Genomic DNA, 21,780 nt, shown 5'->3' on the forward strand with positions numbered 1-21,780 from the left:
CCGTTTAAGCTCTATAAACCTGAATTTTTTCCTGGATTTCTTCAATGATTTTTTCATCATCAATGGTAGATGGAATCTGAAAATCTTTACCGTCCAGCAGTGTCCGGATCAGCTTTCTTAAAATTTTTCCGGATCTCGTCTTGGGTAAACGTTTGACAACCATTACATTTTTTAAAAAAGCAACTGCTCCGATTTTGTTGCGAACCATCTGAACGATGTCTTTTTCAATATCTTCTTCAGAAATCGCCGAGCCGTTTTTCAAAACCACCGTAGCAAAAGGAACCTGTCCTTTTAAATCATCATCAATGCCTACAACAGCGCATTCGGCAACATCAGGATGTGAGGAAACAATTTCTTCCATTTCGGAGGTCGAAAGCCTGTGTCCTGCTACATTGATCACATCATCCACTCTTCCTGTAATGAAAATATAACCGTCTTCATCCTGAATAGCACCGTCTCCCGAAAAATAATACCCTTTATACTGAGACAGATAACTGCTTTCAAAACGGGCGTAGTCTTTCCATATTCCAAGCATGGCGCCAGGTGGGAGGGGCAGTTTGATCACCAGATAACCTTCACGGTGAGGATTGAGTTCGTAACCGTTTTCATCAAATATTTTAATGTCATATCCCGGAACAGGCTTTCCTGCAGAGGCCCTTTTGATCTGATAATTTTCATCATGAGTCAACAACCCCAGCATTGGCCAGCCGGATTCTGTCTGCCACCAATGGTCTATTGCAGGAACACCGATATGTTCTGCAAACCAGTCCAAAGTGGCAACATCGCATCTTTCACCAGCGAGAAACTGTTTTTTAAAATGGGTTAAATCGTATCTTTTTACCAGCTCTCCGTTCGGATCTTCTTTTTTAATAGCTCTGATAGCAGTAGGGGCTGTAAACATCACCGAAACTTTATATTCTGAGATAATTCTCCAGAAAGTTCCTGCATCAGGAGTCATGATGGGTTTCCCTTCAAAAATAATGGTCGTGTTCCTGTTGATTAAGGGTCCGTATACGGAAAAGCTATGGCCAACCGCCCATCCGAAGTCTGAAGCAGCCCAATACGTTTCTCCCGGTTCTACACCATAGACATAAGTCATTGAGAATTGTAATGCCGTGGCATAACCTCCTGTATCACGAACGATCCCTTTAGGTTTTCCGGTAGTTCCTGAGGTGTAAAGCAGGTAAAGCGGATGAGTAGATTCTACAGAAACGCAGTCCGCAGGAGCTGATTTTTCTACCAGTTCTTCATAATCAATAAGACCTTCAAACATCTCATCCTGATTATCTACTAATTTTCTGTTGTATACAACGATATTGTCTACTTTGTCCTGAGCCAGCTCGATCGCTTTTTCTACCAGCGGCAGATAGGGGATTCTCTTTGCAATTTCCACACCGGCTGTGGCTGTGATTAAAACTTTCGGTTTGCAGTCATCAATTCTGACAACAAGCTCATGAGGAGCAAAGCCTCCGAAAACCACATTGTGAATCACCCCGATTCTTGCGCATGCCAGCATGGCAAAAAGTGTCTGAGGAATCATAGGCATATAAATAACGGCTGTGTCTCCTTTTTTTAGTCCTAAAGAAACCAATCCTCCTGCCAGTTTTGCTATTTCCTCTTTTGCCTGATGAAATGTGTAGGTTTTCTTCTGATGGGTTACAGGAGAATCATAAACGATCGCAACCTGATCACCAAAACCGTCTTCAATGTGTCTGTCAATGCATAAGTAACACATATTGAGCTTTCCGTCAGAAAACCACTGTGGGTAATCGTTCTCACCATTGGAAAGAATCTGCTGCGGAAATTCAAACCATTTGATTTCTTCTGCTTGTTTTTTCCAGAAATCTTCTTTGTTTTCTATGCTTTGTTTAAATAAGGTATCTGTATTCATATCAATATCAAGGTCAATAGTTGTGTTTAGTGTCTGCATGTCATTGCGGCCGAAGGCGAAGCGATCTCTTAAAACATCTCCTCAATCTGCTGCATTAGTTTCTTAATCGAGTAGGGTTTGGTAACGTAAGCATCAGCTCCCATTTCCAATCCTTTTTCAATATCTCTTGGATTGTTTTTGGCACTCAGAAAGATGACTTTAGTATCCTTTAGTTTTTCGTCCTGCTTAATGAGATCGAGCGTGCTGTAGCCGTCCAGATTGGGCATCATGATATCGAGAAGAATCACATCCGGAACCATGGTTTTCAGAAAGTCAAGGACTTCCATTCCGTCACGGGCAATATAAACATCATATCCGTTTTTCTTAAAGCTGTATTCCAACGACATCAATATTTTGTGTTCGTCATCCGCAATGATTATCTTTCTCATAAGAAGGTTTTAATGGTGTTCAACTTCATCTGTAATCTCTTTTTTAGTTTTTTTGGGAATGTTGATGGTGAAAGTTACGCCCAGTCCGCTGTTTTCTGCTTTTATACTTCCTCCGTGTGCCTCTACAATTTTTTTGGAAATGGCCAGTCCCAGTCCGCTTCCGGTAGGCTTTAATATGTTTTGGTTTTTCGATTGATAAAATTTATCAAAAATCATTTCCAGATCCTCTTCCGGGATATGCTTTCCCGTATTGAAAATGGTAATGATCAGCTGCTGATCTTTTTCAAACAATTTGGTCTGAATGGTGCCGTGTTCTTCCGTAAATTTTAAGGCGTTTCCCCAGATATTCTGAAACAGCTGAATCATTCTTGCTTCATCATATTCAAATATAGAATGATTCAGGAGATTAACTTCACTCAAATGAATATTTTTCTGCTGTATCAGGTGAAGAAGCGGATTCAATGCTTTTTTATACGTGTCAACAATATTGTTTTCCTGAATATGCAGAGAGATTTCACCATGCTGCAATTTATCCAGATAAAGAATATCATTGATGATTTCGCTTAATCTGTCGGATTCTGTGATGATGTTGTTTAAAAACTCCTGTTTGATGTCAAAAGGAATATCATCGTCATCCGCTAAAATTTCTCCGGCTGAACGGATGGCTGTAATCGGAGTTCTTAGCTCGTGAGCGACAGAATCCAGAAAATCGTCTTTTTGGCGGTCTTTAATAATCAGACTTTCATTGGCAGTCCTCAGATCATTAGACAGTTTCTGAAGTTCTGCAGACTGTTCGGTAAGCTTTTTATTTAAGCTGATATTTTCCTGTGATTCTTCGAGAATATTTAAAACTTCTTTTAAAGATATTTTATCTTCTTTGGTTACTCCTTCAATTAATATTTTTGCGGAAGCTGTACCGATTCTTCCGGCCAAAAGGTTTTCTGAGAATTTGATAAACCTTGAATCGGCAGTCTCAGTATTGGAGTCGATGTTATATTTTAAATTAAAAATCCTTAAGGCCTGTTCCGTTTTATTCTTACCTAAGAAACGCTCCAGAATATTCTGAATATCAGATATGTAGGCTGTTCCGCGCCAAATGAAAGCATTCTCATGATTCTGAATGTACTTATCAATGTCTACGTAAAGCTCAGCAAAGTTTCTTTCGCGGTAATTTCCTTTTGAACTTACGGAAACAATGGTAAACAGGCTTGTATTGACCAGCATCGACCAGAAAAAGATCTGTGGAATTCTTCCTAAATAAGGAATGGTAAAAAATCCGAAAGAATTATACATATCCCTCAAGACCCCTTTAAATTCCTGATTGTACGAAAAATAATACTGGGGAATAATCAGCCCGAAATAGCAGATTACCAATCCGGCTAAAAGTCCTGTAACAGCACCTTTATAGCTTCCTCTTCTCCAGAATAAAGCTCCGAAAAATGCAGGTGCCAGTTGTGCAATTACGACAAATGAGATCAATCCTACCGAATCAAGTGAGGTCTTCAGAATGAAATATTTATAGAAGGCAAAAGCCATAATAATCAATGCGAAAATACTGAACTTCCTGATATTGGTGATGATTCTTGTATTTTGCTCCTCGCTTTCAGATTTTAATTTTCCCAGCAATCCGTATGGAATGATGAGGTTGTTGGAAAGCATGATGGATAAAGTAATGGCAGAGATAATGATCATGGAAATACATGAGCTCAATCCTCCAAGAAAGACGAATACTGTGATCAAAGTATTGTCGAAATGCTGTGGAATCAGGATAGAGTAGAACTCGGGATTTACTTTCTGTTCGTCAAAAATTAATCTTCCTCCCCAGGCAATCGGGAAAATAAATACAGTGAAGATTAGAAGGTAAAGCGGAAAAAACCAAATAGCTGTTCTGATGTGTTTTTCCTGCCTGTTTTCAACAATGGCAGTGTGGAACTGTCTTGGGAGAATGCAGATCGCTGTTGCAGAAATCATGCAGAGAACCATCCAGTTCAGGGCACCTTCAATTCCGTTAAAGGTGTTTTTTTCTTTAAAATCTTCAAATTTACTGGCTTTCTCATAAATATCTGAGAAACCATCAAAAACATAATAAATAACAAAAAATCCGAGAATGATAATGAAAAACAGCTTTAAAAAACTTTCCAGAGCAATGGCGGAGATAATTCCAAGCCGTTTTTCTGAAGCATCCACATATCGTGTTCCATAATAAGAAGAAAATAAAGCGATTAAAATTACCACGAAAGTTGCATTATCAGTCAGGATATCTTTTGACATCGGTGTTTCTGTTACCAAATGAAAGGTTTCAGAAATAGCTTTAATCTGAAGTCCGATATAAGGAACTATCGCAAGAAGGCAGACTATCGTGATAATGGCACTCAGGCTTCTGCTGTTCCCGTATCTCAATGAAATGAAATCAGCTAAACTGCTTATCTTGTTGACTCTTGAAATTCTTACAATCCGGGTGTTGATATAGATCCATGCCGGAATAATCATAATAGGTCCAATGTAGATTGGTAAATAGTTTAATCCGCTTGTCGCTGCCACTCCGATACTTCCATAATACGTCCAGGCGGTACAATATACAGCAAGGGATAAAGCATAGATGTATGGATTATTGATCCAAAGCTTGCTTCTTTTCTTCTCTGCCAGGTAGGCAACTAAGAAAAGGAGGGCCAGATAAAACAGAACGACAAAAAATAATGCGAAACTACTCATCATGTCTTTTTACAATTACAAAAGAAATCACAATGGAAATCATCCAGACTACGAACAGGTAAATAAGGATCATAGGATAGCCCAAAACTTCCCTGTCACTATTGAAAAGCAGTGAAATAGGAATGCTGAAAGCAATCATAAGCCCTACGCTCAGTATGATAAGTTTTTGTTCGTGTCTTTTTTTCATAAATGATTTTTGATAAAAGATAATTGATGAATGACTACATTCATCAATTATCCATATTGCTTTTAAATTTTATCGTCAGAATATTCTCCTTTTAAGGCGTAATAACCAAAAACTGCCATTCCGCCCGAGATAATCGGCATCAGTACAAAAAGAATGATGATGCCAAAAACCAGATCTTCCTGTTTTCCGGAAGTTATTTTCGGGATTCCCAGTACGGTAATTCCGAAGTAACCCACAATTACTGCTATTGCGATCCAGAGAATGCCTAATATTTTTTTTAGTCCGTTCATTTTAGTAGTTTTAAAATTAATAAAAATTTGAGTGATTCAGTGCCTAATCGTGAAGATTATTGTTCTTATTTTTAAGATAAAATAATCCGATGACCAAACATACGGCAGCGACTCCAATCGGGTACCAGAGTCCTTCCAGATACCATGTTGCATGTCCTGCTTCTTTTCCTGTAGTTACCAGATAAGTGGCTACCGCCGGAAGAAGTCCTCCAAATACCCCGTTTCCAATGTGATAAGGTAATGACATTGAGGTGTAACGAATTCTCACAGGGAACATTTCAACGAGAAAAGCAGCGATAGGGCCGTAAACCATTGTTACAAAAATCACCTGGATGAAAACAAGGAATACCAGATACCATTTGGTGTTGTCACCTAATTTTAAACTTTGAGAAACTTTGGCTTCCTCCAGTTTTCCGTCTTTCATAACAACTCCTGATGGAGACCAATGAACTACGCTGTCTTTTTTAATTAAAGTTCCGTCCGTATAAAGTGTTTCTTTGTGAAAAGTCACCAGGCTGTCTGTCGCAATATCATTGTGGATTTTCGCCGTTCTTTTTTCTGTAATTCCATTGGCTGCAATTGTTTTGTTTTCGAGGTTGACACTTTTAAACATGCTGTCGTAAATAGGTCTGTACGCTAAAATAGCGATCAGCATTCCGGTCATCATCACTGCTTTTCTGCCAATTTTGTCAGAAAGCCATCCAAAGAATACAAAGAACGGTGTCCCTAAAAATAAAGCCGTAGCCATCAATGAATCTACCTGCGCTGATTCTACATTCATGACCTTTTGAAGGAAACTCATGGCATAGAATTGTCCTGTATACCAGATCACACCTTGTCCCATCGCAGCCCCGAATAAGGCCAATAGTACAAATTTGAAATTGTATTTGTTTCCGAAACTTTCCTTTAAAGGGTTTTTGGATGTTTTACCCTCACTTTTAGCTTTTGCAAAAAGAGGCGACTCCTTCATATTCTTTCTGATGATGTAAGATACAGCAACCATTAGAATAGAAATCCAGAATGGAACTCTCCATCCCCACGTATCAAATTCTTCTGCAGAAAGAGTGGTCTTGGTGATCAGAATAACAATTAATGAAATGAAAAGTCCGGCTGTTGCTGTAGTCTGGATCCAGGAGGTCCAGTATCCGCGGCGATGAGGTTGTGCGTATTCTGCGACATACGTGGCAGCACCTCCGTATTCACCTCCTAAAGCAAGGCCCTGAAGTAATCTTAAAATTAAAACCAAAACCGGCGCCAGAAATCCAATGGTTTCATAACTTGGAATACATCCGATCAGGAAAGTGGAAAATCCCATAATCAGTAACGTAACCAGGAAGGTATATTTTCTTCCGATAAGATCTCCCAGTCTCCCGAAAAATAATGCCCCGAAAGGTCTTACTACAAATCCGGCAGCAAAAGTGGCCAGGGTAGATAAAAATGCGGCAGTAGGATTATCCGCAGGGAAAAATTTGGTGGCTAAAACAACGGCCAGACTTCCAAAGATATAGAAGTCATACCATTCTATCAATGTTCCGAGAGATGAGGCAGTGATCACACTCCAGATGGTGCGGTTTTTCTGCCTGTCGGTCATATTTTCGTAGCTTTCGTGATGATTTTCGCTCATATTGATTAGTTTTTGATGTTAGTGGAATAGGAATTTAATTTGTTTTAAACCATTAAGGAATTTTAAGTTGATAAGAATAATTAAGATGATAGCTGAAGCTATTTTATTCAGCGGTATGCTTTTTATCCATCTTTAATGGAGCTTAACCTATCTTAATTTCTTCCTGTTCTTAATGGTTCAGATTTTACAGGTAAATTTGAAACTGCACAATAAATTCGCCTTTAGAAGAAGGACTTTCCGTAGGATTGGTGTAAACAGGTCTTGTTGAATATTGTGTTGTTATTTTCGCATGATGTCCGTCTATGAACCAGTTGGCACCTACATCAAACTGTGATGAAGATTTATCGAAAGCCTCAAAGTTTTTGTGGGTATAAGCTGCAAAAGGCTGTATTCTGATCTTTGGCTTTTCTGCCTGACTTGGTAATAGTAAACCCGCCTGAGCGTAGATAATATTACCTGTTCCGATGGTTGGCTGCAGATTTCCTGGCCCTGCAATGGCTTTATTCCCTATAAAATTAGGATCAGAGGCGCCAATATTCATCGTTCCCAGATTTCTTACATAGTTCGGTCCGAAATTGTAATTATAATATCCGGCATAGGCAGAAACGGCCATTTTATTTTTTGCCTCACCCAAAGGAATATCTGCAAACGCATCTACAGCAAAAAGGGTAATATCATGTTTTTCAATGTTTGAATTGACAGAAGTTCTTGTTCCGTCAGCTTGATGATAAAAACCTGCGCCTACATTGAAAACTTTCTTTGTTCCAAGGTAAGATCCCACTTTGAAAGGAAGGGTGTTGGATTCTTCATCAAGGAATTGATATTCAACATATCCTGCTTTTGAAAAACTGGGATTTCCGTTATTGTCAACAGCGACTGCTTTTGAAGGATCTGTTACATTCACAGGAACAAAATCTGTGGCGAAAGGTTTATTTAAACTGAAACGATATTCCAGTTTTCCGTACTTTCCTTTAGCAAACATTCCAAGCTGTCTTGCAAACTGATCTGAATTATCAATCAAAGGCCATGAGAAAACAGGAGAATCTAATGTAAGGAAGTTAAGCGTGGAAGCCATGGTCATACGGGATAGTCCCATATAATAGTGAAGCCCGGCCCCTAAAGTTAAACTGAATTTTCCCGCTTCTCCAGGTAAAATAACTGCATATTCGTTCCAGGCATCATGAAAGAACAGCTGGGTTTTCTTTCCGTTTCCATAACCTCCTGTTCCTGAGGTGCCTGAAGCGCCGCCATTGATGAAAGTCTGATTATTAATTCCGAAATGGAGTAGGATCATATATCTCTTAGAAATCTGTGCGTACGTTAATGCACGTAACCTTCTGTTTCCCAGGCTCCATGAGTTGTCAGCAGGTTCACCGCCTACCATGGTTCCGGGGTTCATAGACGTATTTCTTACCCAAAACTGGTCCCATAAAATAAATCTGACGAATTTATCCCCGTTTTGATTGAGGTTAAGTTTTAAGCCACTGCCATAATCGGGAGAACCTTGTGAGTATAAGGAACTACTGATTAAAGCTAATCCAATGAATGTAAGTAATTTCTTCATAAATTATCAATTTTTGGCGTTTTTTTTTGTGAATGCCAAATTGTAATTAATAATTTATTTATGAAAATTTAATATATATTAGTGGTAATAGTATAGTTAATGTTGGCGGAGCTTTGAGTTTTGAGGTGAGGAATTCGGGTTTCGGGTTTCGGGGTTTTGTGATTCCGGGATGTGAGGTTCGAGGTTCGAGATTTTGGGTTCGAGATTTTAAAAATATAATTTTTAAAGATTTGATATACAGTTTTTTGCAAGAGTATTTTCACCTCGGTTTTTAAACCTAGTAACTCGCATCCCGAAACCCGAAACCCCGCATCCCGCACCTCGCATTACTTCTTAAACCGTTCCCACTTAATCAGCATATACTTATCGGCAAATTGTGTGATGATAATTCCTGAGTTTTTAATATTCTCTTCCTGAGCGATATACTCAATCAGTTCGCTTTGTTTTAATATTTTATAAACAGGATGGAATTCAGAATGGGGAGGTCTTGTGATATTGTATTTTTTAATCCATGAGCTTATGGTAACATGGGAAACACCGATGATTCTTTCAATTTCACGGTAACTTAAACCTTCCAGATAAAGCTGAAGGGCTTTGGTTACGTAGTAATCGTCAATTTGTTTTCCCAGTTTTTTAACGGTAAAATAATAATTGCAGTCTTTGCAGTGGAAGCGCTGTTTATTGTTGATAATGCCGCTTTTTACTACTTTGATACTCTTGCATTTAGGACAGGTATTTTCCATAACTATATTATTTTAGCAAATATATAATAAATTAGCAAATGTATATTTTTCAATAAAGATAATTTTACCTGTTTAAAATTTTAAAACAAAAAAAATATCTTTTTTATTTGGATTTAAAAGAAATTATATTTTAAATTTGCCAAAAAATTTAGATAAATAAATGGAAATAGAAATTTCCTCATGCGAACATCTAATGTATGTGAGTGAAATACAGCAGGAAATGTACGATTCTGCACAGCGTAGAGGAACGGGTATCGCAAAACGTTCCATAGAATATTTGAGTAAGAAGATTTCAGAGGGCAATGCTGTGGTAGCCACTGAAAACGGTGAGTGGGTAGGTTTCTGTTATATAGAGACCTGGTCGCACGGGAAGTTTGTGGCCAATTCAGGGCTGATTGTATCACCGAAATTCAGGAACGGGGGAGTAGCGACTCAGATCAAGAAGAAAGTTTTCCAGTTATCTAGAGATAAATATCCGGATGCGAAAGTATTTGGATTAACAACAGGTTTGGCAGTGATGAAAATCAATAGTGATTTGGGATATAAACCCGTGATCTATTCTGAACTGACTCAGGATGAAGAATTCTGGAACGGCTGCAAAAACTGCGTGAACTATGAGATTTTAATGATGAAGGAACGTAAAAATTGTCTGTGTACAGCCATGTTATTTGTTCCAGAAAACGATAAAAAAAAAGAAGAGGTAGTGAATAATCTGCCTGAAAATAAATATGATGGAATGCTTCAGAAAGATTTTGATGAATTCCATGTGACCATTAATAAAAATAAAAAGAGTCCAGATGAAAAAGAAAGTCATCTTAGCGTTTAGCGGAGGTTTAGATACTTCCTATTGTGCTAAATATCTTAGTGAAACACTGGGATATGATGTGTATGCTGTTACTGTAAATACCGGAGGTTTTTCAAAAGAAGAAGAAAAAGAATTGGAAAGAAAAGCCTTAAACCTTGGAGTAAAAGAGTACAGGTGCGTAGACGCTCAGGAAGATTACTATAATTCATGTGTGAAATATTTGATTTTCGGGAATGTATTGAAAAATAATACGTATCCGCTTTCTGTAAGTGCTGAGCGTACTATTCAGGCGCAGGAAATTGCAAAATATGCCATTGAAGTACAGGCAGATGCTATTGCTCACGGAAGTACAGGAGCTGGGAATGACCAGGTTCGTTTTGATCTCATCTTCCAGGTAATGTGTCCGAATATCGAAATCATTACACCTATCCGTGATATGGCTTTGTCCCGTGAGGAAGAAATTGAGTTTTTGAAAGAACACGGTTACGAAATGGAATTCCAGAAAGCGCAATATTCTGTTAATAAAGGACTTTGGGGAACTTCAGTAGGCGGTAAAGAAACTTTAACTTCAAGAAATTACCTGCCGGAAGAAGCTTTTCCATCCCAGATTAAAGAAACTCAGCCTTCAGAACTTGAAATTGAGTTTAAAAACGGAGAGGTTATAGCTGTCAATGGAGAAAACTTTGACCACTCTGTATACGCCATTCAAAAAATAGAAGAATTGGCTTCAGCATATGGAATTGGCCGTGATATCCATGTAGGTGATACTATTGTTGGGATTAAAGGACGTGTGGGGTTTGAAGCAGCTGCAGCATCGGTGATTATCAAAGCGCATCATTTATTGGAAAAACATACGCTTTCAAAATATCAGCAAATGATGAAGTCGCAGTTATCCGACTGGTATGGGAACTGGCTTCATGAAGCACTTTTCTTAGATCCTGTCATGAGAAATATTGAATCTTTCCTGACAGATTCTCAGAAAACAGTAACCGGGAAAGTATTTGTAACTCTTCATCCTTACAGATTTATTTTGAATGGAATTGAATCTGCTCATGATCTGATGTCCGACAAATTCGGAAGCTATGGAGAAGCGAACAGAGCATGGACAGGCGATGACGTGAAAGGATATACTAAGATTGTAAGCAATTCTCTCAATATATATCACCAGATTAATCAGAATATCAACTAGTTCCGAAGGGACGATTTAATGAAAGGCAGAACATATTCTGTCAGAATCAAAATGAAGAAAACAGTAGGAATAATTGGTGCCAACGGTTATACAGGAAGCGAGCTGATACGCTTACTGGCTTTTCATCCCCATGTGACATTGAGTTTTTTATATAGTCGTTCGAATTCGGGAACACGTATTTCTGATCTGTACCCGGATTTAACGACGGTTTGTGAAATGGTTTTGACGGATAAATCTGAAGACGTAGATATTCTTTTTCTGTGTCTTCCGCATAAAGAAAGTCAAAACTGGTTAACGCAGAACCCTGTCAAAGATGAAACGCTGGTGATTGATCTTGGAAATGACTTCCGTCTGGAAGGAAATTTCGGAAGCAGAGATTTTATCTACGGATTACCTGAAATTAATAAAAAACAACTAGTAGGTGCTAAAAGTATTGCGAACCCGGGATGTTTTGCTACGGCCATTCAATTGGCTTTGCTGCCATTGGCGGAAAAAGGAGTGTTGAATGAGGCCTTTACCACAGGGATTACGGGTTCTACGGGAGCCGGGCAGTCTCTGCAGGCAACGACTCATTTTACCTGGAGAAATGATAATGTTTCAGCCTATAAAACATTAACTCATCAACATGTGGATGAGATTTTGAAGCAGCTGATTGCATTCAATAATAAAGAAGTAAACCTGAACTTTGTTCCTTGGAGAGGAGATTTTGCAAGAGGGATTTTTACAAGTTCCACCATGAAAACGGAGCTGGAGCTGGAGGAAATAGAACAGTTGTATCAGGATTTTTATGCAGAGGAGCCTTTTGTTACAGTAAGCAGGAAGGCAGTTGATTTAAAGCAGGTTGTCAATACCAATCGCTGTGTGATTCAAATCGAAAAGAGTGGAAATGTAGTCGTTATTCACTCAGCGATTGACAATTTGTTAAAAGGTGCTTCGGGGCAGGCCGTACAGAATATGAATCTGGCTATGAACTGGGAAGAAAATGCAGGACTGAACCTGAAACCGATAGCATTTTAAATTGACGGTAAGTAATTGAGAATTTTAACAGAAAGTAAATCCGACTTAGGAAAATGGAGCGTTAAGAAAATTAATTCTATGAACGTTAAGAAAATTCTACTGTTCAAAGTGCGAGGAAAATAGAGAACCGAAGAACCAATTCGGATTTCGCACAAGTTTTAGAATTTTTAGTGAAGAGAACTAATTTTTAGCGGAAGTTTCCAGGTCTTGAACTTTTGTTTCTTTTGTTTTAAGGCAAAAGAAAAATAAAAAATAAAAAAATGAATTTATTCAACGTATATCCATTATTCAACATCAATCCGGTAAAAGCTCAGGGATCCTTTCTTTGGGACGATAAGGGAGAACAATATCTTGATTTTTATGGAGGTCATGCTGTAATTTCTATCGGTCACAACCATCCATACTATCAGAATAAACTGAAAGATCAGCTTGAAAAAATTTCCTTCTATTCCAATTCTGTTCAGAATGAATTGCAGACGGAGTTAGCAGAAAAACTGGGTGAACTTTCAGGGTATGAAGATTATAACCTTTTCCTGTGTAATTCCGGAGCAGAAGCGAATGAGAATGCATTGAAGCTGGCTTCTTTTCATAACGGGAAAAGCAAAGTGCTTTACTTTTCAGGTTCGTTCCACGGCAGAACTTCTGCAGCGGTTTCAGTGACTGATAATCCGAAAATTGTAGCTCCGGTCAATTTTTCTGAAAGATTTATCAAATCAGCATGGAATGATGTACAACAGCTTGAAGAAACCTTTGAAAAATTTGGAAATGAAATTTCATCCGTAATCATCGAAGGAATTCAGGGAGTAGGAGGAATTATGATTCCAACACCGGAATTTTTATCTAAAATCAAAGAATTATGTGAAAAATATGATACTGTTCTTATTTTGGATGAAGTGCAGTCCGGGTATGGGAGAAGCGGATATTTCTTTGCCCATCAGGAATTTGGTGTAGAGGCAGATATTATTACAACGGCAAAAGGAATGGGAAATGGTTTCCCTGTGGGCGGAGTTTTAATCCATCCTAAATTCGAGGCAAGCAACGGTTTGCTGGGAACGACATTTGGAGGAAACCACCTTGCCTGTGCCGCTTCTATTGCTGTGCTGGATGTCATGAAAGATGAAAATCTTCTTGAAAATGCACAACAGATGGGTGAGTATATTGAAAATGAAATTAAAGATTTGCCACATATTAAATCCATCCGAAGGAAAGGATTGATGATTGGAATAGAACTCGACAGAGACTGTTCAGAAGTAAGGAAAGAGCTCCTTTTTGATCATCATATTTTCACAGGAAACTCTAATGATAAAACCGTGTTGAGGATTCTTCCGGCACTGAATATCAAAAAAGAGGAAACGGATCTTTTCATCAATGCTTTGAAAGCAGTGCTTGGAAATATTTAAACCATAAAAGTCACAAAAGAATTTAAACACTTAAGTGATTTTAAGAAAATACTAAAGGCTTAAGAAGTGCACTTAAGTTTTCGAAAATCTTTGATTTTCTTCCTATGTGAGTTTATATTTTCAAAATAATCAACTTTTAAAACTTAAGTGTTCTAAAGTGTTTTAGTAAAAACTTTTGTGCCTTTTGTGGTTAGATCAACAATCAATGTGTAAACACAATCTTTAAAATCAATTCAAAATGAAAAAATTTACCTCTGTAAGTGATGTAGAAAACTTACAGGAAATCATAAAAAAAGCTTTACAGATAAAAGCAGATCCCCTTACTGAAACACAAAAAGGAAAGGGAAAAACAATCGGACTTGTATTTTTAAACTCAAGTTTAAGAACCCGTCTGAGCAGTCAGATTGCAGCTCAGAATCTTGGGTTGAATGTATTGACATTAAACGCAGCACAGGAAGCCTGGAATCTTGAATTTGCTGATGGAGCGGTGATGAACGGAGACACGGTAGAACATATCAAAGATGCTATTGAAGTGTTAAATCAATATTGTGATATCATTGCGGTACGTTGCTTTGCAGGAATGAAAAGTAAGGAAGATGATGTGAATGAAAGCATCCTAAGCCAGTTTGAAAAGCATGCAAAAGTACCTGTTATTTCTCTGGAGTCAGCTACCCGCCATCCATTACAAAGTTTAGCAGACTGCATCACCATTACAGAAAATTGGAAAAAAGACCATAAACCAAAAGTGGTATTGACCTGGGCACCGCATATCAAACCTATTGCTCATGCCGTTGGAAATTCTTTCGCAGAATGGATGCAGGAAATGGATGTAGAGTTAGTGATTACAAACCCTGAAGGGTATGATTTAGATAAAAACTTCACAAAAGATGTGAAAGTAATCCATGATCAGGATGAAGCATTGAAAGATGCAGACTTCATCTATGTAAAAAACTGGTCTTCTTTTGATGATTATGCTGCAATGCCAGAAGTGAAGGGAAACTGGATGCTCACGAATGAAAAATTAGCCAATACCAATAATGCGAAAGTAATGCACTGCCTTCCGGTTCGCCGTAATGTAGAATTGAGTGATGAGGTGATGGATGGAGATCATTCTATCATTTATAAGCAGGCAAAAAACCGGATTTTCTCAGCACAAGCCGTATTCAGTGAAATTTTAGATGAATTAAAAGCTTAAAATAATCCTTGTCAAGGTTCAAAACCTTGACAAGGATAGAAAAGATCAAGTATCCCAAAATGTTTACAATGAAAGAAAAGTTATACATCATAAAAATTGGCGGAGCTTTAATAGATGATAAGGAATTATTAAACCAATTCTTAGAACAGTTTTCTGAAATTACTGAAAAGAAAATCCTTGTTCATGGCGGGGGCAAGTTGGCAACAACGCTGGCTGATAAACTGGGCATTGAGCAGAAAATGATCAATGGCAGGAGGATTACGGATAAAGAAACTTTGGACATTGTAACGATGGTGTATGCGGGAGGAATTAATAAAAATATTGTTGAAAAGCTGCAGCAGAAAAAATGCAATGCTATAGGATTCTCGGGGGCAGACGGAAATTTAATTAAAGCTAAGAAAAGAGAACATCCTGAAATCGATTTTGGATTTGTGGGGGATATTACAAAAAAAAGTGTGAACAGAAAGCTGGTATCAAAATTAATCAAGCTGGATCTTGTTCCTGTGTTTTCTGCGATTACCCACGACAGAAAAGGAAATCTTTTCAACACCAATGCTGATACCATTGCCTCTGTGATGGCTCAGGCTTTGTCTGAGAAATATGAAGTTGAACTGTTGTATTGTTTTGATAAAGAGGGTGTTTTAGAAGATGTAAACGATCCGGAATCTGTGATCAAAACTGTCAATGAAGAAGAATTCACGGTATTAAAAGAAGAAGGGAAACTTCATAAAGGGATTTTACCCAAACTTGAAAATGCTCTTGGAGCGATAAAAAATAATGTAAATAAAGTGTTTCTAATTAAAGAAACAGAACTGAAAAACCATATAGAAAATCATCATGCAGGAACTGAAATCTGTTTATAATAAAGAAGAACTGTTGAATAACGCGGTCGGATTGCTTAAAAATTTGATTGAGATTCCTTCATTCAGTAAAGATGAATTCAATACGTCGGTAGAGATTGAAAATTTTTTCAAAAAACATCAGATTCCTACCAAACGTTTTAAAAACAATATCTGGGCGGTGAACAAACACTTTGATGTGTTTAAGCCTTCCGTTTTACTGAATACCCATCACGATACGGTAAAGCCTAATAAAGCTTATACACTTGATCCGTTTGTACCGATCGAAAAAGAAGGTAAACTGTTCGGATTGGGAAGCAATGATGCAGGAGCTTCTCTGGTTTCTATGGCACAGGTTTTTTTACATTTTTATGATAAAGAAGATTTAAAATATAATTTAGTTATTGCTTTGACGGCAGAGGAGGAGATTTCAGGATTTGATGGAATCGAAGCCTTATTTCCGCAGCTACCCAACGTAGAACTCGCCATTGTAGGAGAACCCACGCAGATGAACCTGGCGATTGCAGAAAAAGGACTTCTTGTGATTGATGGAGAAATGAAAGGTACTCCTTCTCACGCCGCTCATCCTAATGATGATAACTCAATTGTAAAATGTATGCAGGATCTGCAGAATATTCTTTCCTTTAAATTTCCGAAGGTTTCAGAATATCTGGGCGAAGTTAAAGTTACTTTATCAGGAATCCATGCAGGAGTACAGCATAATGTGGTTCCGGAATCGTGCAATTTTACATTGGATGTGAGGGTAACGGATGAATATTCCAATCAGGAAGCATTTGAAATCATCCAGTCTCAGATGAAATCTACATTAACGGCAAGATCGTTCAGGCTGAATTCCTCCAGGATCGAAATGGATCATCCGTTTGTAAAAGCAGGAATTGAAATCGGAAGGACAACCTACGGTTCACCTACTTCCTCAGATCAGGCGATTATTCCATGCACATCAGTGAAAATAGGTCCTGGAGACAGCAGGCGCTCTCACACAGCAGATGAATTTATCTATATCCATGAAATAGAAGAAGGAATAGAAATCTACATCAGCATTTTAGAAAAAGTGTTATAAAAATGGAAGATGGGTGTAGGAAGAGGGAAGTTATTGCAGTATAGCCTCCAGCCTCAGGCTTCCAGCTCAATATATGTTTTGACTCCGTCCGGCGGGCTCTAGAAGTTCAGTTTTTAATAAGATTTATGCAAAAAGAAATTAAAAATGAAAGCTTTACATAAGGAAATGTTTTTTTATAGTTATTAGTAATAAGGATTGCCTTGCCGGGCATGTCAAAACCAACAAATATTTAAATCAAATATTATCATGAAAAAAATATGGCAGAAGGATGACCTTGCCACCAATATATTAGTCAATCAATTTACAGTAGGTAAAGATCTTGACTTCGACGAGCGTTTAGCCAAATATGACGTTAAAGGTTCTATGGCACATTGTAAAATGCTGGCAGAAACCGGCATTATTACAAAAGAAGAATCAGAGCAGATGTTATCTGTTTTAAATAGTATTTTAAATCAAATTGAGGATGGGACTTTTGAAATTGATAAAGAAGCTGAGGATATCCATTCTCAGGTAGAAGCGATCCTGATTGAAGAATTAGGAGATACGGGAAAGAAAATCCATACGGCACGATCAAGAAATGATCAGGTTTTACTGGATATCAAATTGTATTTATTGGATGAAATCCGTGAAATTACAGCCCTTACAGACGAGTTTTTTCAGATTTTAATTCAGCTGGCAGATCAGCATAAAAATGTTCTGCTTCCGGGATACACCCATTTCCAGATTGCGATGCCTTCATCATTTGGATTGTGGTTCGGAGCTTATGCAGAAGCGCTTTTGGATGATGTTGAAATGCTGTTTTCAGTGAAGAATATCATTAATAAAAATCCACTGGGATCAGCTGCCGGTTATGGTTCGTCTTTTCCGATCAATCGTGAAAGTACCACCTATAACTTAGGCTTCCAGTCCATGAATTACAATTCTGTTTACGCTCAGATGACCCGTGGAAAGTCAGAAAAAATGCTGGCCATGGCGATGGCTACTTTAGCGGGAACGCTTGGCAAGTTCGCTTATGATGTATGTCTTTACCTAAGCCAGAACTTTGATTTTATCAGCTTTCCAAAAGAATTTACTACGGGAAGCAGTATTATGCCGCACAAAAAAAATCCGGATATCTTTGAGCTGGTTCGTGCACGATGCAACAGAATTCAGTCCCTTCCAAACGAACTGATCCTTCTAACAAGCAATCTGCCTTCAGGATATCACAGAGATGTACAGCTGACAAAAGAAATTCTTTTCCCTGCGATAGATTCTTTAAAGGAATGTCTGGAAATTTTAAGCTATACTTTACCGAATATTAAGGTGAAAGATGGGATTCTGGAAGACGAGAAATACAAATACCTTTTCAGTGTGGAAAAGATCAATGAAGAGGTAAAAAGCGGAAGTTCTTTCCGTGATGCTTATGTAAAAGTAGGACAGGAGATTGAAAATAATACGTTTGAATTTGAACCCGGCAACCTTGAACATACCCATCAGGGAAGTATAGGAAATCTTTGTCTGGATAAAATAGAATATCAGTTCAATAAACTGAAAAATAAATTATTGGGTTAGAATCTAAGCCATTAAGGTCATCAAAACTTAGGCAAAAATCAGTAGAATTTCTAAAATTATTTTAGCCTGCTGTCTTTTCGTTGTGGAAGCCTTAATCTTAAATCTTATCTGCTTAAGTGATCTTAATGGTTGGATTTTACTCTGCTCTTTGAATTTGATGATTGATAAATTGAGCCATTAAGGTAGTTGAAGATTTCAAGGTTAATTAAGGAAATCTGCTGCATAAAATTTTATCGAAGATAAAATCTTTGCGCCTTACAGCATAAAGTTTTCAATTTCTTTTGCGCCTTTGCGTTTTCTAACAAAATAAGAGATTATAAAAATCGAAAAATGTTGGTATACGCAAAGGCGCAAGGAATTGTATGATAAATATTACTTTTAAGACGCAAAAAAATCCAAAGATTTTCAGCAAGTGAAATAGAAATAAATAATGAGTTTAAAATAGAAGGATTATTCCAGATCAATTTTGAATTTGGTAGATTTTTTTACCTCGTGAAGGACAATGGAACTGTGGTACTGCCCGATATTGGGAATGTTTGAAATAACATTAACCGCAAATTCGTTATAAGAATTGATGTCCTTGGCAATAATCTTCAACATATAGTCGTACTCTCCGGAAAGGCTGATGATTTCCTGTACTTCATCATATTTTCCGATATGGTTCTCAAAAGTTTCCAAAACTTTCTTGGATTGTTCCTTTAGACGGACATTACAATAGACTACAATATTTAAACCCAGTTTTTCACGGTTTAAAAGTCCCACATACTTCTGAATGATCCCCTGCTTCTCCAGTTGTTTGATTCGCTCATACGTAGGAGTAAAGGTAAGACCTATCTTTTCGGAAATTTCTTTAACCGATAGCGTAGAGTCTTCCTGAATAATGCTGAGAATCATTTTGTCTTTTAAATCCATAGAATAAATTTGAGTGTTAACAAAAATATTAATTTTAAATGAGAATAAGGAAAGACTGAAGTTTTTAATTTATTTTAAACATAATTTTTGCCAGTTCATAAAATTGTTGTATCTTTGCACCTAATGAATAAAAAAGCATTTATATCATTAGATTTACCGGGCGAAAGCGCCCTTTACGATATTTATTGTTATTAGCGAAGATTGTTGTCTTCGCTTTTTTTATGCCCAAAAATTAGAATTATGTTTACGATTACAGAACTAAGCACCGAGAGAATCAACAGTATACTGACAGAAGCAATGGCTTTTGCAAATGGTAAAACTGCTAAAATTGAAGGAGAAGTTTTTTGCTCAAATCTTTTCTTCGAAGACAGTACAAGAACGAAAACAAGTTTTGATCTTGCAGAAAGAAAACTGGGACTTCAGGTAGTTCCTTTTGATGCATCACACAGTTCGGTAAACAAAGGTGAGAGTCTTTATGACACCGTAAAGACTATTGAAAGTATAGGAGTAAACCTTGTAGTGATCCGCGATAAGAAAGACAGATACTTCGAAGAACTGAAAAATATTAACATTCCGGTGATCAACGGAGGAGACGGAACAGGAAATCACCCTTCACAATGTATGCTGGATTTGCTGACTATTTATCAGGAATTCGGAAAGTTTGAAGGATTGAAAGTAGGAATTGTAGGAGATGTAAAACACAGCCGCGTAGCCAACTCAAACGCAGAGGCATTACGAAGACTGGGAGCAAAAGTTTACTTCTCAGGACCGGAACAGTGGTTTGACGAAGGAGCCCTGATCAACGGAACTTATATGTCGGTAGATGAACTGATCGGCGAAGTGGATGTGTTAATGCTATTAAGAATCCAGCACGAAAGACACGATTCCGCAATGAGTTTCACCGCTTCAGAATACCATAAAAGATATGGTCTGACGAAAGAAAGAGAAAAGGCCATGAAAAAAGAAGCAATCATCATGCATCCTGCTCCCATCAACAGAGGAGTGGAAATAGATTCGGATCTTGTAGAATGCGAAAGATCAAGAGTCTTCAAACAAATGCAAAACGGAGTATTCGCAAGAATGGCCATCTTAAAAGGAGCATTGGAAAGCAAAGGGTATACTTTTAAATAAGAGCCAAGGTGAAAGAGCCAGGGTGAAAGTAAAAAGTAAAAAGGTAAAGAGCCCTGTAAGGGCGACCTGTTAATGACATATAATAAAATAATAAGAGATAAAAGTTTAAAATGAAGAAAAAATTAATACTGGAGTCCGGTGAAGTGTTTCATGGAGAAGGTTTCGGAGCAGAATTGGAAACTGCAGGGGAAGTAGTTTTCAATACCGGAATGACAGGGTATCAGGAATTGATTTCTGACCCATCGTATTGCGGTCAGATAGTTTGTATGACCTATCCGCTTATCGGGAATTATGGTATTAACCGTGATGATTATGAAAGTATCGAGCCGGCAATCAAAGGGCTTATCGTAAAAGAACTTTGCGATCTTCCTTCCAACTTCCGTACTCAGATCACTTTAGATGAATTATTTAAAAAGAAAAACCTTTCAGGAATTTCAGGAATCGACACCAGAAGACTGACAAGAGTTCTTCGTAACCATGGAGTGGTAAAAGGAAAAATTGTAAATGCTGATGCTGATGAAACGGCAGTAGCTTCTGAATTGAAATCAACAACTTTCCCTACCAATCAGGTTGAGGAGGTTTCTACAAAAACACCTTATGCTAATCCAAACAGAGGTTTCAAAGTAGTATTGGTAGACTTCGGTGCAAAACTGGGAATTATCAGAGAATTGTCTCAGAGAAACTGTGACATCATCGTGGTTTCTCAGGATACCACAGCAGAAGAAATCCTGTTGATGAATCCGGACGGAATTATGTTGTCAAACGGTCCTGGTGACCCGGAAGATGTACCCCATGCTTTAGACATGATCAGAGGATTATTAGGAAAAGTCCCAATCTTCGGAATCTGTTTAGGACACCAGTTAATTGGTCTTGCTTGCGGAGCCAAAACTTTCAAGCTGAAATTCGGACACAGAGGAGGAAACCACCCGGTATTGGATTTAGAGAAAAATACAGTAGCCATTACTTCTCAAAACCACGGATATGCGGTAGATCAGGAAAGTTTAAAAGGAACAGACCTTATCGAAACGCACATCGCTTTGAATGACAGAACCAACGAAGGATTAAAACATAAAATCCACCCTTGCTTCTCCGTTCAGTATCACCCTGAAGCAAGCCCGGGTCCGGAAGATGCAAACTACCTGTTTGACGAGTTTATTCAAATGATGGAGGACTTTAAAAAGTAAGACACCCAATTGTCATTCTGAATGAAGCAGCAGCGTA

At 37.9% G+C, this 21,780-nt stretch carries 19 protein-coding genes; 10 read left to right on the forward strand and 9 right to left on the reverse strand.

Annotated features, from left to right (window positions below):
• Positions 1-4: 4 nt before the first annotated feature.
• From FFS26_RS02850 to FFS26_RS02885, 8 genes are all read right to left on the reverse strand, one after another.
• Complete coding sequence (locus tag FFS26_RS02850) at positions 5-1,891, reverse strand: AMP-binding protein (RefSeq protein ID WP_110011143.1); 1,887 nt, start codon at positions 1,889-1,891, stop codon at positions 5-7.
• Positions 1,892-1,959: 68 nt separating this feature from the next.
• The gene (locus FFS26_RS02855; RefSeq protein ID WP_110011117.1) at positions 1,960-2,319 is read right to left on the reverse strand and encodes a response regulator transcription factor; all 360 of its coding nucleotides are present in this window, start codon (positions 2,317-2,319) and stop codon (positions 1,960-1,962) included.
• Between the two features lie 9 nt (positions 2,320-2,328).
• Positions 2,329-5,031, reverse strand: coding sequence for an ATP-binding protein (locus FFS26_RS02860; RefSeq protein ID WP_410493495.1), 2,703 nt, complete (start codon positions 5,029-5,031; stop codon positions 2,329-2,331).
• Entirely contained in the window at positions 5,024-5,218 is a 195-nt protein-coding gene (locus tag FFS26_RS02865; RefSeq protein ID WP_062670711.1) for a hypothetical protein, read from the reverse strand. Before FFS26_RS02865 ends, FFS26_RS02860 begins: the two co-directional genes overlap by 8 nt.
• Positions 5,219-5,280: 62 nt before the next feature.
• Positions 5,281-5,508, reverse strand: coding sequence for a DUF6814 family protein (locus FFS26_RS02870; protein WP_062670707.1), 228 nt, complete (start codon positions 5,506-5,508; stop codon positions 5,281-5,283).
• Between the two features lie 43 nt (positions 5,509-5,551).
• A complete protein-coding gene (locus FFS26_RS02875; RefSeq protein WP_110011114.1) occupies positions 5,552-7,132 on the reverse strand; it encodes an MFS transporter in 1,581 nt (526 codons plus the stop codon).
• A gap of 184 nt (positions 7,133-7,316) precedes the next feature.
• Positions 7,317-8,696 (reverse strand): porin, encoded by a 1,380-nt coding sequence (locus tag FFS26_RS02880; RefSeq protein WP_110011113.1) that lies wholly within the window; start codon positions 8,694-8,696, stop codon positions 7,317-7,319.
• 326 nt (positions 8,697-9,022) lie between these two features.
• Positions 9,023-9,439 (reverse strand): helix-turn-helix domain-containing protein, encoded by a 417-nt coding sequence (locus FFS26_RS02885; RefSeq protein WP_062670701.1) that lies wholly within the window; start codon positions 9,437-9,439, stop codon positions 9,023-9,025.
• Between the two features lie 160 nt (positions 9,440-9,599).
• On the opposite strand from FFS26_RS02885, the gene FFS26_RS02890 reads away from it, so the two are divergent.
• The 8 genes from FFS26_RS02890 to argH all read left to right on the forward strand — a co-directional run bounded on the left by FFS26_RS02890 (position 9,600) and on the right by argH (position 18,516).
• Positions 9,600-10,265: a GNAT family N-acetyltransferase gene (locus FFS26_RS02890; protein WP_110011111.1), complete on the forward strand. Its 666-nt coding sequence runs from the start codon at positions 9,600-9,602 to the stop codon at positions 10,263-10,265.
• A complete protein-coding gene (gene argG / locus FFS26_RS02895; RefSeq protein WP_110011110.1) occupies positions 10,237-11,433 on the forward strand; it encodes an argininosuccinate synthase in 1,197 nt (398 codons plus the stop codon). Before FFS26_RS02890 ends, argG begins: the two co-directional genes overlap by 29 nt.
• Positions 11,434-11,484: 51 nt before the next feature.
• Positions 11,485-12,450 (forward strand): N-acetyl-gamma-glutamyl-phosphate reductase, encoded by a 966-nt coding sequence (gene argC / locus FFS26_RS02900; RefSeq protein WP_137904227.1) that lies wholly within the window; start codon positions 11,485-11,487, stop codon positions 12,448-12,450.
• Between the two features lie 260 nt (positions 12,451-12,710).
• Positions 12,711-13,850, forward strand: coding sequence for an aspartate aminotransferase family protein (locus FFS26_RS02905; protein ID WP_137904228.1), 1,140 nt, complete (start codon positions 12,711-12,713; stop codon positions 13,848-13,850).
• Positions 13,851-14,088: 238 nt separating this feature from the next.
• Entirely contained in the window at positions 14,089-15,045 is a 957-nt protein-coding gene (locus FFS26_RS02910; RefSeq protein ID WP_137904229.1) for an N-acetylornithine carbamoyltransferase, read from the forward strand.
• Between the two features lie 68 nt (positions 15,046-15,113).
• Positions 15,114-15,908: an acetylglutamate kinase gene (gene argB / locus FFS26_RS02915; RefSeq protein ID WP_110011107.1), complete on the forward strand. Its 795-nt coding sequence runs from the start codon at positions 15,114-15,116 to the stop codon at positions 15,906-15,908.
• Positions 15,883-16,965: a M20 family metallo-hydrolase gene (locus FFS26_RS02920; protein WP_110011106.1), complete on the forward strand. Its 1,083-nt coding sequence runs from the start codon at positions 15,883-15,885 to the stop codon at positions 16,963-16,965. Before argB ends, FFS26_RS02920 begins: the two co-directional genes overlap by 26 nt.
• Before the next feature lie 246 nt (positions 16,966-17,211).
• The gene (argH, locus tag FFS26_RS02925) at positions 17,212-18,516 is read left to right on the forward strand and encodes an argininosuccinate lyase (RefSeq protein ID WP_110011105.1); all 1,305 of its coding nucleotides are present in this window, start codon (positions 17,212-17,214) and stop codon (positions 18,514-18,516) included.
• A gap of 450 nt (positions 18,517-18,966) precedes the next feature.
• On the opposite strand, the gene FFS26_RS02930 is transcribed toward argH, so the two are convergent.
• A complete protein-coding gene (locus FFS26_RS02930; protein ID WP_002980286.1) occupies positions 18,967-19,428 on the reverse strand; it encodes an Lrp/AsnC family transcriptional regulator in 462 nt (153 codons plus the stop codon).
• Between the two features lie 240 nt (positions 19,429-19,668).
• Between FFS26_RS02930 and FFS26_RS02935 the strand changes: the two genes are divergently transcribed.
• The gene (locus tag FFS26_RS02935; RefSeq protein WP_137904230.1) at positions 19,669-20,559 is read left to right on the forward strand and encodes an aspartate carbamoyltransferase catalytic subunit; all 891 of its coding nucleotides are present in this window, start codon (positions 19,669-19,671) and stop codon (positions 20,557-20,559) included.
• A gap of 110 nt (positions 20,560-20,669) precedes the next feature.
• Positions 20,670-21,743: a carbamoyl phosphate synthase small subunit gene (locus FFS26_RS02940; RefSeq protein WP_121487400.1), complete on the forward strand. Its 1,074-nt coding sequence runs from the start codon at positions 20,670-20,672 to the stop codon at positions 21,741-21,743.
• The last annotated feature ends 37 nt before the right edge of the window (positions 21,744-21,780 follow it).

The organism is Chryseobacterium sp. 2VB (assembly GCF_005503635.1).
GTDB classification, from domain to species: Bacteria; Bacteroidota; Bacteroidia; order Flavobacteriales; family Weeksellaceae; genus Chryseobacterium; species Chryseobacterium cupriresistens.

Bases quoted from the DNA above. Each gene is read 5' to 3' on its own strand.
- FFS26_RS02850 (WP_110011143.1), bottom strand. From the start codon at position 1,891: ATGAATACAGATACCTTATTTAAACAAAGCATAGAAAACAAAGAAGAT.
- FFS26_RS02855 (WP_110011117.1), bottom strand. From the start codon at position 2,319: ATGAGAAAGATAATCATTGCGGATGACGAACACAAAATATTGATGTCG.
- FFS26_RS02860 (WP_410493495.1), bottom strand. From the start codon at position 5,031: ATGAGTAGTTTCGCATTATTTTTTGTCGTTCTGTTTTATCTGGCCCTC.
- FFS26_RS02865 (WP_062670711.1), bottom strand. From the start codon at position 5,218: ATGAAAAAAAGACACGAACAAAAACTTATCATACTGAGCGTAGGGCTT.
- FFS26_RS02870 (WP_062670707.1), bottom strand. From the start codon at position 5,508: ATGAACGGACTAAAAAAAATATTAGGCATTCTCTGGATCGCAATAGCA.
- FFS26_RS02875 (WP_110011114.1), bottom strand. From the start codon at position 7,132: ATGAGCGAAAATCATCACGAAAGCTACGAAAATATGACCGACAGGCAG.
- FFS26_RS02880 (WP_110011113.1), bottom strand. From the start codon at position 8,696: ATGAAGAAATTACTTACATTCATTGGATTAGCTTTAATCAGTAGTTCC.
- FFS26_RS02885 (WP_062670701.1), bottom strand. From the start codon at position 9,439: ATGGAAAATACCTGTCCTAAATGCAAGAGTATCAAAGTAGTAAAAAGC.
- FFS26_RS02890 (WP_110011111.1), top strand. From the start codon at position 9,600: ATGGAAATAGAAATTTCCTCATGCGAACATCTAATGTATGTGAGTGAA.
- argG (WP_110011110.1), top strand. From the start codon at position 10,237: ATGAAAAAGAAAGTCATCTTAGCGTTTAGCGGAGGTTTAGATACTTCC.
- argC (WP_137904227.1), top strand. From the start codon at position 11,485: ATGAAGAAAACAGTAGGAATAATTGGTGCCAACGGTTATACAGGAAGC.
- FFS26_RS02905 (WP_137904228.1), top strand. From the start codon at position 12,711: ATGAATTTATTCAACGTATATCCATTATTCAACATCAATCCGGTAAAA.
- FFS26_RS02910 (WP_137904229.1), top strand. From the start codon at position 14,089: ATGAAAAAATTTACCTCTGTAAGTGATGTAGAAAACTTACAGGAAATC.
- argB (WP_110011107.1), top strand. From the start codon at position 15,114: ATGAAAGAAAAGTTATACATCATAAAAATTGGCGGAGCTTTAATAGAT.
- FFS26_RS02920 (WP_110011106.1), top strand. From the start codon at position 15,883: ATGCAGGAACTGAAATCTGTTTATAATAAAGAAGAACTGTTGAATAAC.
- argH (WP_110011105.1), top strand. From the start codon at position 17,212: ATGAAAAAAATATGGCAGAAGGATGACCTTGCCACCAATATATTAGTC.
- FFS26_RS02930 (WP_002980286.1), bottom strand. From the start codon at position 19,428: ATGGATTTAAAAGACAAAATGATTCTCAGCATTATTCAGGAAGACTCT.
- FFS26_RS02935 (WP_137904230.1), top strand. From the start codon at position 19,669: ATGTTTACGATTACAGAACTAAGCACCGAGAGAATCAACAGTATACTG.
- FFS26_RS02940 (WP_121487400.1), top strand. From the start codon at position 20,670: ATGAAGAAAAAATTAATACTGGAGTCCGGTGAAGTGTTTCATGGAGAA.